Source organism: Endozoicomonas sp. Z74 (assembly GCF_057680865.1).
The window spans coordinates 43,442-56,730 of the sequence record NZ_JBLYZI010000028.1 but is presented as its reverse complement, the minus strand read 5'-3'; the positions used below and the strand labels follow the sequence as shown (position 1 = coordinate 56,730).

General features: G+C 51.2%; 13 protein-coding genes and 1 pseudogene. 8 read left to right on the top strand and 6 right to left on the bottom strand.

Annotated features, from left to right (window positions below; genetic code table 11):
* Positions 1–179 precede the first annotated feature (179 nt).
* Positions 180–572 carry a hypothetical protein gene (locus tag ACNRUY_RS10625; RefSeq protein WP_488111606.1) on the bottom strand — a complete coding sequence of 131 codons (393 nt, stop codon included), beginning with the start codon at positions 570–572 and terminating at the stop codon, positions 180–182.
* A gap of 291 nt (positions 573–863) precedes the next feature.
* Between ACNRUY_RS10625 and ACNRUY_RS10620 the strand changes: the two genes are divergently transcribed.
* Positions 864–1,430 carry a DUF4202 domain-containing protein gene (locus ACNRUY_RS10620; RefSeq protein WP_488111605.1) on the top strand — a complete coding sequence of 189 codons (567 nt, stop codon included), beginning with the start codon at positions 864–866 and terminating at the stop codon, positions 1,428–1,430.
* 52 nt (positions 1,431–1,482) lie between these two features.
* On the opposite strand, the gene ACNRUY_RS10615 is transcribed toward ACNRUY_RS10620, so the two are convergent.
* Positions 1,483–2,898: a hypothetical protein gene (locus ACNRUY_RS10615; RefSeq protein ID WP_488111604.1), complete on the bottom strand. Its 1,416-nt coding sequence runs from the start codon at positions 2,896–2,898 to the stop codon at positions 1,483–1,485.
* A gap of 219 nt (positions 2,899–3,117) precedes the next feature.
* On the opposite strand from ACNRUY_RS10615, the gene ACNRUY_RS10610 reads away from it, so the two are divergent.
* The 7 genes and pseudogenes from ACNRUY_RS10610 to ACNRUY_RS10580 all read left to right on the top strand — a co-directional run bounded on the left by ACNRUY_RS10610 (position 3,118) and on the right by ACNRUY_RS10580 (position 9,827).
* Positions 3,118–4,539: an ATP-binding protein gene (locus tag ACNRUY_RS10610; RefSeq protein WP_488111603.1), complete on the top strand. Its 1,422-nt coding sequence runs from the start codon at positions 3,118–3,120 to the stop codon at positions 4,537–4,539.
* Positions 4,540–4,590: 51 nt separating this feature from the next.
* Positions 4,591–5,153 (top strand): annotated as a pseudogene (locus ACNRUY_RS10605) (response regulator transcription factor).
* Positions 5,154–5,340: 187 nt separating this feature from the next.
* Positions 5,341–5,916, top strand: a complete 576-nt coding sequence (locus ACNRUY_RS10600; protein WP_488111602.1) for a TVP38/TMEM64 family protein — start codon at positions 5,341–5,343, stop codon at positions 5,914–5,916.
* A gap of 79 nt (positions 5,917–5,995) precedes the next feature.
* Positions 5,996–6,889 (top strand): alpha/beta hydrolase, encoded by an 894-nt coding sequence (locus ACNRUY_RS10595; RefSeq protein WP_488111601.1) that lies wholly within the window; start codon positions 5,996–5,998, stop codon positions 6,887–6,889.
* A 93-nt stretch (positions 6,890–6,982) separates the two neighbouring features.
* Positions 6,983–7,477 (top strand): LabA-like NYN domain-containing protein, encoded by a 495-nt coding sequence (locus ACNRUY_RS10590; protein WP_488111600.1) that lies wholly within the window; start codon positions 6,983–6,985, stop codon positions 7,475–7,477.
* A 39-nt stretch (positions 7,478–7,516) separates the two neighbouring features.
* On the top strand, positions 7,517–9,001 hold the full coding sequence (locus tag ACNRUY_RS10585; protein WP_488111599.1) for an MATE family efflux transporter: 1,485 nt from the start codon (positions 7,517–7,519) through the stop codon (positions 8,999–9,001).
* A 616-nt stretch (positions 9,002–9,617) separates the two neighbouring features.
* Positions 9,618–9,827 (top strand): cold-shock protein, encoded by a 210-nt coding sequence (locus ACNRUY_RS10580; protein WP_488111598.1) that lies wholly within the window; start codon positions 9,618–9,620, stop codon positions 9,825–9,827.
* A 300-nt stretch (positions 9,828–10,127) separates the two neighbouring features.
* Here the strand turns inward: ACNRUY_RS10580 and modC are convergent, their stop codons facing one another.
* The 4 genes from modC to moaE all read right to left on the bottom strand — a co-directional run bounded on the left by modC (position 10,128) and on the right by moaE (position 13,288).
* Positions 10,128–11,201 carry a molybdenum ABC transporter ATP-binding protein gene (modC, locus tag ACNRUY_RS10575; RefSeq protein ID WP_488111597.1) on the bottom strand — a complete coding sequence of 358 codons (1,074 nt, stop codon included), beginning with the start codon at positions 11,199–11,201 and terminating at the stop codon, positions 10,128–10,130.
* 145 nt (positions 11,202–11,346) lie between these two features.
* On the bottom strand, positions 11,347–12,012 hold the full coding sequence (gene modB, locus ACNRUY_RS10570) for a molybdate ABC transporter permease subunit (protein WP_488111596.1): 666 nt from the start codon (positions 12,010–12,012) through the stop codon (positions 11,347–11,349).
* Entirely contained in the window at positions 12,012–12,821 is an 810-nt protein-coding gene (gene modA, locus ACNRUY_RS10565; RefSeq protein WP_488111595.1) for a molybdate ABC transporter substrate-binding protein, read from the bottom strand. The genes modB and modA overlap by 1 nt, the downstream gene beginning before the upstream one ends.
* A 29-nt stretch (positions 12,822–12,850) precedes the next feature.
* Positions 12,851–13,288: a molybdopterin synthase catalytic subunit MoaE gene (gene moaE, locus ACNRUY_RS10560; protein ID WP_488111594.1), complete on the bottom strand. Its 438-nt coding sequence runs from the start codon at positions 13,286–13,288 to the stop codon at positions 12,851–12,853.
* Between the last annotated feature and the right edge of the window lies 1 nt (position 13,289).

Sequence of the window (13,289 nt, the reverse complement as noted above, 5' to 3'; positions counted from 1 at the left end):
CCGGAAATACCTTGTGCATCACCGGCAATGGGTGAGGGCGGCAGAGTTTTATGGAGGACACCGATCTGCTCTGGGGACATCATGGGTATGGACTTCAGGATGTCTTGGAATTGCTGAGGTTTCATGGCTGGAACTCCACTTTACACGACAATTCTCATGCTCAGGGAGTATAGACCATGTTAGCAACATTTAATTTGAACAGCGCCAAGCTCTCCCATAAACGCTGAAAACCAGAATATGCGAAACCATTGAACCTGACAGACTGTTTCAGAAGACAACAGACATGTAAAATCAAGATCAACAGCATTTGATTCCAGCTCTCTATTATTTCCACCAGCCATTGCAGAGTGGAAAATGAATCTATTATTATTCGAAATTGAGAATTGATGCTCATCAGGCAAAAAGGTAATCTTCAATCTTTTTCCAGATGCATCCCCAACACCAATAAACTGCCTATTCTGAAATCCATGGGGCCCGGCAAAAACAACTCCACGACAAGAAGAAAACAAAATAGAAATAAGAGTTAAAAATAGCAGCCACCAAAAAGAACCTCGACCAACCCGCTGTTTCATGACATAGATCAGCAGTACCTTTCAGATACTGACTCCTTAGCCAAAAACACAAAGGATAGCACTCGTTCCATCAAAACCTGGGACAACCTCAAACTGGCAGTGTTTTCTCAATCACCTTGCCAACGCCATCCAGCCACTCTAACTGAGTACCTCACTGAAGTAGAGGACGACCACTATTTCTCACTCCTGATCAACAAGGACTCGCAATAGCAGCCAAAATCCAGTACAAAGCAGGACATAACAAACGACATATGACTCTCAGTCATATCACAATAACCACTGGGGAATGCCATGACACCACTTCAGGCCACACTGGCGGCCATTGACAAACTCCACGCCCAGGATCCAAAAACCATTAACGGTGAAGCCGCTGAACTGATCTACGCCCGGCGAATGACACAGTGGCTTCAGCAGTTGGCCCCCCACGCCACTGAGGAATTGCAGATTGCGGTTCGCAGCCAGCACCTTTGCCGCTGGGAAATCCCCCGCTCCGAATTCCCAACGGGACGCACCGGATATCTGAAATGGCGGATGGAACTGGGCAGGCTTCATGGGGAGAAAGCGGCAGAGGTGATGGCCAGCCAGGGTTACCCCCGTGAGCGTTGTGACCGGGTCCGGACCCTTATTCGAAAACAGGGCATCAAGCGGGATAACGACATCCAGACCCTGGAGGACTGTGCCTGCCTGGTATTTATTGAGCATGATTTTGCCACTTTTGCCGAAAAGCACCCTGAGGAGAAGGTGCTCGATATTGTCCGGAAAACCTGGGGAAAAATGTCAGACCAGGCCCAACAACGGGCATTGGGATTGCCCTTGCCAGACAGTGCCCTGAACCTGCTTGGCAAAGCCCTGCAATAATAAAAACCCGATTAAAGCTATTTCTTTAATCGGGAATAATACAACTCTTTTATTAACTTGACTTCGGTACTAACGCAGAGTAGTGGCCTCCATGGGAAGCACTATACAAGTACTTTTTCTTTTCTTTCTGTGCATAATCAGCTGCATAGTCAGAAGAAGCGCTCCTTAATTTCTCAAGGTAATCTTGCCAGCGTTTGTTTGGACTCTCCTCTACCTCAAAGACCGAAATATTGAATTTATCACAAACCTTGACTAGACAGCGTTGATAATAATACTCATAAGCGTCCTTGTAAGCTGACTTATAAATTCCACCAGCCGTTTCCTTTACATGTTCATCTCCATAAAGTCGCCCTTCATTAGGATTAAATCGATGACAGTATTTCATACCACCGGTCTTATGATTGATAGAGCCTCTCATTTGAACCATAATAACAGGAAGCTCCCCATCAGCATCCATGCGTCGGCTTCGACTATTAACATACAGCTGACCGTTATCGTTAAAGACCTCTACAATCTCAACATCCACACCATAGCGCTGATAAATGGTTTCACATATTCGCCAACCAATATTCTCATCGCCAAGTTCAATCAGAGCTCCTTCATCTACTGTGCCTGTCAGACTGGTACGCACATCCTTGACAAAGGCATTACACTCATCTTTGTTGTCGCCAAAGACCTTCCTTGCCTGCGCTAGACTGCCGGAAAGGCTATCACCACTTATCCCTTGCGCTCTTAACGCTATGAAAACAGATCTAGGAAGGCAATTATTGTCTTTTCCACTGACAGGCAAAGAAGTGAATCCACGGGGTGAGTAGTCAGCTTCGATTTCACCAGATGAAGCAACAGGTCCCAAATAAACCTCCTCAAGCAACTCTCCATATGCTGGCTGCATACCCTGTATGTTCTTTTGTATTTGACGAGCAAGATGATAACGTGGATCATCTTTCTCTTCGGAGGATTCATTATCAGCAGCATCATTGCCCAATCCCTCAGAAGAGTCAAAGCTCTCTGTTTCAAGCTCACTCTGCCGTTCTTTATTGTCGCTACCCAATAGACTCTCATCACTGGAATCAGCACTGTCTAAATCACAACTGTCTGTATCTTCAAAACCACTATCACTATCAGAACGATCCAGGGCTACCAAGCGCGTTTCAACTTGATCATACTTTTCCCTTAGCATTCCCACATTTATATCAAAATAGTCTTTATTTATACGAACGTTGTAATACTGCTCAAATTCGTTAAATATATGAGCATTTCCCGGAGTGCACTTTAGCTTTTTCATTTTATCAAAATCAGACTTTATGCAACTCGCCATGTATAAATTGTACTTAAACCATGACGGACTAGGTTCTGCTGTTTTAACCCCATGTGAGGCAAGGTACGCTGCAGCAGGATGTTTATTTTTTTCAAAACCACCCGCCTGTCGAGGAGAGGGCATCCCGCCCTTTGAAGAAACTGTATCCATACATTACCCCTTTCTTTAATCCTTTATGATCAACAGGCAATATCACACAGATCCGATTGCAACCCCCTAACTAAAACGTTAGAACCAGTAACTAAAGATAAAAATACCACCCCCAAAAATCTTAATTTCCTCCTGTAAAGCCGTTAAGCTTCTCCCAGGACCTTCACTGGCAGCTAACCATCGCCCTGCTCACTTTCTCTGGCACATCACACAACCACAATGACTAAAAAAGCAAAAAGCTGGATCGAAGCTCCCAATCTGGCGATCGGAGCCACTAATCTCCGCCGGGTCTGCTGGCTGCGCGCTATCCTGATCGCCTCTGAAACCCTTGCCCTGCTGTTTTCTCAGTACTATCTGCAACCTTTAAGTAGCCTGGCCATTCCCCCAACAGGCCCTCTGCTTCTACTGACCACGAATATACTGGTTACCCTGATCACTCTGTGGCGGCTTCAGGCCCTTCCCCACCCAGTCAGAAACACCGAGTTTTTCGGGCAGCTGATGTTTGATGTCTTAAGCCACAGTCTTCTGCTCTATTTTACCGGGGGTTATACCAACCCCCTGGTGTCCGTTTACCTGATCCCCATCACCATTGGTGCTGCACTGCTCCCACCCCGCTTTAGCTGGGGCCTGACATTGTCATCCATTGTCGCCTACACCCTGCTGATGAACTGGTATCAGCCAGCCGGAGCTCATATCGACCATGAAATGCCCGGCGACCATCAACAGGCCATTGCTCTGCATCTGGCTGGTATGTGGGGCACTTTTGTTCTAAGCGCCCTGCTGATCAATGTTTTCATTGTATTAATGGCCAACACCGTCAGACAGCAACAGGCTGCCATCGCCCAGGCCAGGGAGAGACAGCTTCGGGATGAAAATATTCTTGGCATCGCTCTTCAAGCTGCTGGAGCGGCCCATGAACTGGGAACCCCTCTGGCTACCATGGCGGTGGTTCTTGGGGATCTTCTGGAAGAGCAGGAAGGTGAACAGGGAGGCAGTGCTGCACTGGTGGATGACCTGACGCTGCTGCGCAACCAGGTGGAAGAGTGCAAAAAAAGATTGAATCAGGTGGTTGCTGACAGTCAGCACACCCAGATAGAAACCATTGCCGTCAGCCATTTTATCAGCCAGGTTTTGAGTCAATGGCAACTGCTCCGCCCTGAATCGAACCTACAATATGCCACGCCCTCCTGGTCACACTCCACTGGCATACGCTGTGATAACTCCCTGTATCAGGCCGTCATTGCCCTGCTGGATAATGCGGAAAACGCCAGCCCCGGTCAGGTCATGCTGTCGGTAGGCATGGACGGTCATCAGATCATTATAAAGATCACTGACCAGGGCGGTGGCCTTCCAAAAGCAATAACAGAGCAAATAGGTACACTGCTTATTGATGAGGGCCTGGAAGATGACGGTCCCACAGACCTCAAAAAAACCATCAAAAAAACACGCCCTCCTCACTTTGCTCCTCTTAAAGCTGGAGCATCACACCAAAAGAAAAACCAGGGTATGGGCGTTGGGTTATTGCTCAGCCAGGCCAGCATTGAGCGTCTTGGGGGACAAGTCAGGCTGTATCGCCTGACTCGGGGCACACTGACTGAAATCTCTCTGCCCGTCACCGCCATTCAAAAGAGTCAAACTTGAGTATTTTCTCAAAACCGACAGAATACTCATAACCTCAACGAGGAGCGATGAATGACTTTACCGGCACTTTCACCGCCTGAAGCCAATACGATTCTGGTGGCCGACGATGACCAGACCTTTCTGCAGGTTCTGGCCCGCTCCCTGCGTAAACGGGGGTTTGAAGCCATCACCGCAGACTCTGTCACCAGAGCCACCACACTGCAACAGAAGCACAAACCGGATGGAGCAGTGGTCGACCTGAAAATGGGTAGCCAAAGCGGGCTTACCCTGATTCCGGAATTACTGAACTTCAATCCACAGATTCATATTGTCGTGCTGACCGGCTATGCCAGTATTGCCACTGCGGTTGAAGCCATGAAACTGGGAGCAAAGGATTACCTGTGCAAACCCGCAGACACCCGGCAGATATTGAACGCCCTGGGAATAAAGCAAAAGTCACCGAAGAGAAACCGGAAGTGCCCCCCACTCCCATGTCATTCAACCAGCTGGAGTGGGAACACCTTCAAAAAGCACTCCAGGAAAATGACGGTAACATTTCGGCGACCGCCAGAAGCCTGGGGATGCACCGGCGAACCCTGCAGAGAAAGCTGAACAAGAAACCAGGCTATCGATGAACAACCTGGACTTTTCCATTGGAAAAAGTATTCTTCAACCCTCACAATGAATCACTGATCACCTGCCTTGCTATTCAAACGTTTTCTTATAAAAAATCGAAGCCTGTTGTCAGGGGTGGGTATTGCTGGCTTGACTCCCCTGGTTTGCAGCACGCTGATCACTGCCTGGGCTGTTCAGAACCACGCAATGATTCAGTCCATGACCAGCGGCCACTGGCTACTGGCTTTTTTCCTCAGCACCTTCACCATGGCCCTGGCCATTACTCCCACCACATTCATTGCTCTGATCAGCGGCTACTTTCTGGGATGGAAAGCGCTACCGGGGATGACCGCTGCCTACCTTCTGGCTTCCGTTCTGGGGTTTATGATCGGACAGCGTCTGGACGGAGGAAAGCTGCTGAAGAGCATCCCCCACCGCTCTGCCTTCTTCAAACTGGCTGAGACCATGAAGCAAAAGGATTTTCTGTTTATGATCCTGGTCAGAGTGTCTCCGGTTCTTCCTTTCTCGCTTATCAATCTTTTATTACCGGCACTGGGCATTCGCCTGAGAGTATTTGTCACTGCCGGATTTATCGGTATGCTGCCACGAACCCTGTTTTCCCTGTGGGCCGGCATGCAGGCGTACAGCCTGGTGACCCTGGTCAGCAACCCTGACCACAACAACCTGACAATTTCTGTACTGGTCATCACCGGACTTCTTTCTGCAGGAGGCCTGCTTTACCTTGCATTAAGGGCCTCATCTCAGTGGTTAAGCTCCAACTAACTCCTGCCTGACTCAATACCCCTGCCATTCAGTCGACATCCTTTAAACGCGATGTGGACTTTCGCAGGAGGCTGAGACTATGAAAGGAGGCTATGAGGCTGTCACCCCTTTCCTCAAAAAAACCGGTTCGCTGTGGTTCGTGTTATTCCTGGTGGTATTCCTGACCGCCTGCAACAGTACCTGGTTTTACCGCCCCAATAAAATTGACTACAGAGCATTGGGGCCTATCCCACCCTATACTCCTTACACCATTCCCTCTCTTTCAGGCAATACATTGGAAGTGGCTGTTATACCCGCTGTACCTCAGGCCAACCGAAACAGAACCCTGCTGGTACACTTTCATGGCAATGCCACCAACCTGTCCTGGACATCACAGCGCTATGACTGGCTCACAGAATACGGCTATGACCTTCTGGTGTTTGACTACTCCGGCTATGGTCAGTCAACCGGTACACCTACACCCCGGAATACCACCCTCGACGGCCTGACCCTGCTGGAGCATGCAAAACGGCTGAAGGCCTCAGGGCAATGGGACCGCATCATTCTGATTGGGACGTCACTGGGGGGAAATATTCTGCTCCACAGCCTGGCTCAATTCCCCCACAGTGATGAATTCCAGCGAATCGTTATCGACAGCAGCTTTCTCAGTTTCCAGGGGGTCGCCTCCTCCCTGATTGCCAAGGGGGCCGGAGGGCAGGCCTTTACATGGCTATCCCGGCTGGTGATCTCTGACCGTTATTCCGCCGCCAGTCAACTTGAATCAATGCCCGATCGCCCGCTGATCGTGGTCCACTGCCAAAGCGACTCTCTGGTGGATTTTACTCTGGGCTATGCTCTTTACCGGCGCGTCCCCTCCTCCCATAAAACCTTCTGGGCATTGCCAGACTGCCAGCACGCCCGGGGACTTACACGGCAACACCCGGAAAACCACAGCACGTTTCTCTCCCTGCTGGCGCCTGACCGGATCAACTGAACTCTCCTCAGCAAATCCCCCCACCGTAAACATTGCCGCAATACATCCCCCTCCAGTACACTGAGGCCAGGAACAGAAGGGCCGGGGAAAAGCATGGCAGACGAAAAGGTGGCCATTTTCGTAGATGTACAGAACATCTACTACACCACACGACAGGCGTATCAGTGCCATCTTGATTACAATGCCTTCTGGGCCCGGGTTACCCGGAATCGCAAAGTGATCAAGGCCATTGCTTATGCCATTGACCGCGGCGATAGCCGACAGCAGCAGTTTCAGAACATTCTCAGGGCCATCGGCTTCGAGGTAAAACTGAAGCCCTATATCCAGCGCACCGATGGCTCCTCCAAAGGCGACTGGGATGTAGGCATTACCCTGGACGTTATGTCCTGGGCTCCGGAAGTGGATACCGTGGTTCTGGCCTCCGGTGATGGCGACTTTGACCTGCTTCTGAAGAAAGTCATCCAGGAGTATGGTGTCTCTACAGAAGTCCACAGTGTGGAACCTCTGACCGCAGCCTCCCTGATTCAGGCCAGCAGCCGTTTTATTCCCTTATCCCAGGAGTTACTGCTCCCTATCCGCAAACCCTGAACAGACGACACCGCCTTAATTTTCCAGACAGGAACAGCCATGAGCCACGCGCGCTTTACTGAAGGTTCAACCATGCGGCACATCTGCGTTATGAGCCTCAGTGGAGCAACGGGGATAACGGCCCTTTTTCTGGTCGATATGCTGGACCTGTTTTTTCTCAGCCTTCTGGGAGAAAAGTACCTGGCGGCAGCTGTCGGGTACGCAGGCACCATCCTGTTCCTGACCACATCCATCGGAATTGGCCTCTCCATTGCGTCTGCAGCACTGGTCTCAAAAGCCATAGGCGCCGGAGATCGCAGGCAGGCCAGCCGGTATATGATCAATGTTATTGCCCTCACCCTGACCATCAGTGCCATCGTCGCCCTGGTGGTGTGGCTGGCCATCCCCTGGCTGCTGACCCTGGTGGGGGCTCGGGGAGAAGTTCACGCCTTGGGGGAGCAATATCTGCGCATACTGATTCCATCCATGCCGGTAGTGGCTGTGGCTATGGGCTGTGGTGCAGGCCTGAGAGCTCTGGGGGACGCCAGGCTTTCCATGTCATCAACCCTGGCGGGCGGAGCGGTCAACGCGGCCCTGGATCCAGTGTTTATTTTTCTGCTGGGGATGGGCATTGAAGGCGCCGCAGTAGCCTCAGTTTTTGCCCGGTTTACCATCCTGGCCGTTTCCGCCTATGGCATCTTTTATAAGCACCGGTTGTTCTGTCGCTTTCAATGGTCTCATTTTACCCGGGACCGGTCCGCTATCACCCGGATTGCCTTGCCCGCAATGTTCACCAATCTGGCCACCCCATTCAGCTCCCTTTTTGTCACCCGTGCCATCTCTGATTTTGGCGACAGTTACGTGGCAGGCTATGCCATTATCGGAAGAATCATCCCGGTCGCCTTTGGCGTTATTTTTGCCCTTTCCGGAGCTGTCGGACCCATCGTCGGGCAAAATTATGGTGCCCACCGGTTCAACCGGGTAAAACAAAGCCTTAAAGACGCCTACCTGTTTGCCTCGGTCTACATCCTGGCCGTGTCCCTGGTGTTACTGCTGGGGCAGAATCTGCTCGTCTCCCTGTTTAATGCCCGGGAGCAAACGGCAGAGTTCGTTCAGTACTTCTGCACATTTATTGCCATCAGTTTCATCTTCAACGGCTGGCAGTTTATTGCCAACGCTGCCTTCAACAACCTGGGAAAAGCGACCTGGTCAACCTGGTTGAACTGGGGAAAAGCCACCCTCGGAACCCTACCCTGTATAGCCCTGGGTTCCGAACTGGCCGGTGCTGAAGGTATTCTGATGGGACTGGCCGTTGGAGGTATACTCTTTGCCCTTGTCGCAGTGGTTCTGTCTTTCCAGTTGGTCAGCCATGCCCGGTCACTGGCAGAGGAACAAAAGCTGAAGGATGCCCGTTCTGAACCCACACCCGAAAACACATCACTGCCCTGCAGTTTGAATCCCCTTTCTTCAGAATGCGCACAGATGTGCCAGATTGCTGAAGAGGCAGAATGTGAAAACCCATTAGTAGAAGAAGCCAGCCATTGAGCCACTCAACTGTTCGCTTTATAAAGTCCTGATCACTCTTCATAACCGCAACTTGAGCCTGATAATGGCTAGCATTTTCATTCACTGTTAAAACCTGAATGCCAGCTTAATAAATCTTCAATAATCCTGAAACAGAGGCTCTATCCCGGTACCTGACAATAAAGGCAAAACCGGAAACAGCTGTATTTTTATCATAAAATAAATTGACATAAGTCAGACATAACTCAAACAAATCGCTACTCACCTGGAAGTAGCAGCCGTTTTTTCCAACCTCTCAGCAAATGGCCAACCCCTGATATTCAGAGGGCTTGAACAGATGGTCAGAACCGCTTACATCCCTCTTTTTTCAGTCTGTCCCCCTTTACAAATTCTCCCGGAACAAACGCTACAAAATCTTTGACATCCCAACGGACAGCTATTAGAGTTCCTAGTGGCCATTATTGAGAAGAACGAAAATCGTGTAGCTTTTTGAGTACTTCCTTATCGTCACACCACTTCTTAGTTTAAGTTATGCGGCTTTAAATGCTTTACTCTTAAATAGTTATATGAAGATGTGACTGCACATTGGCTTAACGCGTGTACAACGCATTTTTATAGAATATTCAGGAGACATTGCATGTCTAAATCTACAGGTACTGTGAAGTGGTTCAGCGAAGAGAAGGGCTTCGGCTTTATCGCACAGGACAATGGCGGTCCAGACGTGTTCGTTCACTTCCGTGCCATTTCTGGTGACGGCTTCAAGACGCTGGCTGAAGGCCAGGCAGTTACTTTCGACGTTGAGCAGGGTCAGAAAGGCCTGCAAGCTGCCAACGTAGAAAAAGTATAAGTTTTATTGAGTCCAGACTCGATAAACAGAAAAAGAGCGCTTTATGCGCTCTTTTTTTATGACCAGGGAAGGTCTGTATGCTGGCAACGCATGGAGCAGTTGCCAGTATATAGCCATGGATGGCTTGTATCCTGAAAATGCACGACCACATGGATGTGGGAGCTAGGGCGACGCAGGATGCCAAAGCCGTGGAGCAATTTTCAGGGTATGACCAAGCTTTTGTTGCGCTTCGCTGTGCTCAGCAGCAACCTACACTCCAGAAATCCCAGAAGAATGCTGGACGAGCCCTGCCCAAACTACTTAAACAACATCCAGACAGGCCGCCTTGAAATGAGCATACACCGTCTGACCAACGGATAACCCCAACCCTTTCAGGGACTTTCGGGTAATGAGTGCCAGCATCTGCTGACTTTCAAAAGCCAGGGACAGCAGAACGTGATGAGACCCCAGCTCTCGAATCCACTGAATGCGGACTGAAAGGCGGTTTTGCACACTGGTACAGCTGATATCATCCAGAACAATACTGACTTCATGGGCAGGCAGAACAACCCGAACCCACTCCCCCTTCTGAACAGAGAGCCGGTTCACCACCAGGGTCTGATCATCCAGCTGTAACTCCGTCAAAGGGTAATCCGGATCATGACGAACCACCCGGGCTTCCAGAACCGAAAGCGCCTGGTCATCATTGGCCAATGGCGAACCTGCCCGACTCATCAGATCACGACAAAAGCCACGATCCACTACATGGCCATGGTTTATCAACAATAACTGATCCGCCAGTCTCGCCACTTCTTCCCGGGCATGGCTGACCATAATGATGGGGATTTGAAAATGCCGCTGAATATCACGGAGCCGGGGCAGAATACTGACTTTTGATGCCCAGTCCAGAGAGGCCAGCGGCTCGTCCATCAACAACACCCGAGGAGCATTCAGGAGCGTTCTGGCTATGGCGACCCGCTGCTTTTCACCGCCAGACAACCGTGCAACACCCCGTCCCAACAGAGGCTCTATACCCAGCTGCTCAACCACCTCGGAAAACTCGGGAACCTTCCCGGAAGGTCTTGCCCTGCAGCGGGCAAACTCCAGGTTACCCATAACATCCAGGTGAGGGAACAGCCTTGCTTCCTGGAAGATATAACCAATTCCACGCTGCCGGGGAGGCACCCAGATACCCTGACCGGTATCCTGCCAGACCTCTCCCTGGAAAGTAATTCGCCCCTGCGCCCGACTCTCTAATCCCGATAGAGAACGAAGCAGTGACGTTTTGCCACACCCGGAAGGCCCCATAATCGCCCAGATCGCTCCGGTATCCAGAGACTCCTCAACCTGCAACGAAAACCGGTCGCGGGGTAATTGAATTGCAATCTCCAGCATACAGCTCCCTGTCTTCTATACCCAAAGGATTTCATGTTGCTACGCGGCGGCAAAAGAATGAGGCCCCAGGAGCTTAGATAAACTAAGTGACTGGGGCGAGTGATTGCTGCCAACAAAGTAGCAACTTGAAAGGCGACGGGTATATCTATCGTCTGGTGTCCCGGCGATTATCCAGGCTGTACAACACCACCAGCATGACCATGGCAAACAGCATCAATCCCGCTGCAATACTGTGAGCCTGCCCAAACTGCTGGGACTCCACTGCATCAAACAGGGCAATGGACAGCACCTGAGTCTCACCCGGAATATTGCCACCGATCATCAATACCACTCCAAACTCCCCCACGGTATGGGCAAAGCCCATACAGGCAGCCAGCACCAGCGCCCGGCGGGAACAGGGAAGAACGATATTGAAGAACCGGTCCAGAGGCCCGGCCCCCATCATCGCAGCGGCTTCCAGAAGCCCCTTGTCCAGTTGCTCAAAAGCCCGTTGCAGAGGCTGGACCACAAAGGGCATAGAGTAAATCACGGAAGCGATCACCAATCCGGAAAAGCTGAACGCCAGGGTTCCACCGGTCAGCTTCTGCCAGAATTGCCCAAAGGCATAGTTAGGTGAAAAACAGAGCAGCAGATAAAACCCGAGCACCGTTGGTGGCAACACCATGGGCAACCCAACCAGGGCTTCCAGCACCGGCTTGAACCGGCTATTCATGGTGGCCAGCAACCAGGCCATCATTGGCCCGATCACCATCAGGATCAGTGTGGTAACCATGGCCAGCCGGACAGTGACCCACACTGCCGTCACCAGCATTAAAGGGATTCTCCTCTGGAACCTTGAGGAACGGGCTGCTCAGGGTCTGCCGCCAGATGCTGCTCACCGGCGCTTTTTACAGGAGAAAGATACCCACGACTGGCAATCATCTCCTGGGTCTTTGAAGACAAAAGAAAGTCCACAAACTGCCTGGCCTGTTGAGGCTGGCCGGTTCTTTTCAAAATGACCAGCTCCTGGCGGATCGGTTCATACAGATCCGCTGGAATCGGTGTCACGGCATTGCTGGCGGAAGTGGCGGGATCCAGCTGGGAACTGGCCACCATGCCTATGGGGGCGTTGCCACTGGCCACAAACTGCCAGGCCTGTTGAATGCTGTTGCCCTGAATCAGCCTGCCCTGATAGGTGGACCACAATCCCAGTTTTTCCAGAACCTGCCGGGCTGCCAAACCATAAGGAGCGGTCACCGGATTGGCAATGGCAAGGCGCCCTTTCCAGGAAGCCAGAGCTTTCAATCCCGAGGGCTCGCCACTGCGGTTCCATAGCACCAGCTGGCCATAAGCATAAGGTGTTCTGCTGTCCGCCATGGCCAGCCCCTGCTCATCCAGCATCCTGGGCCGCTGGCTGTCCGCCGACAGAAAAACATCAAAAGGGGCACCATGGATAATCTGGTTATAAAGAACCCCGGTTGAAGCGGAAGAAAGCACAACCTTCTGTCCTGTGGTCTGGTGATAGCGAACCACCAGCTCATCCAGCACCGGTTTGAAATTGGCAGCCACCGCTACCCGCAACTCTGACGCAATCCCCGGCAGTGCAAACAGAACCAGGAACAATCCTACAATACTTCTCATTGAGCCCCCCCGGAAGGATCCGGCTTGTTTTACCAGCGTTCAGCCGCATCCTTGTCCGATGACCGCTCTTCCACCCAGCGATCCCCCTCAGGCGTACTTTCCTTTTTCCAGAAAGGGGCACGGGTTTTCAGGTAATCCATCACAAATTCACAGGCATCAAACGCTTCCTTGCGGTGAGCACTGGAGACACCCACAAACACAATACGGTCACCGGGGTGCATCTGGCCGACCCGGTGAATCACCCGCACCGCCAGTAAATCCCAGCGTTCACGGGCTTCATCGATAATGGCCTGCAAGGCGTTTTCAGTCATGCCCGGATAGTGTTCAAGGTACAATCCCCCGACCTGGTCTCCCAGATTCATATCCCGAACCGTGCCGGTAAAGGTGACAATCGCACCGGTGGACTGACAGCCAAGACGCTCATGCTCATGGCCCGGGTTAAAATCTTCGGTTTGAATGGAAATCATC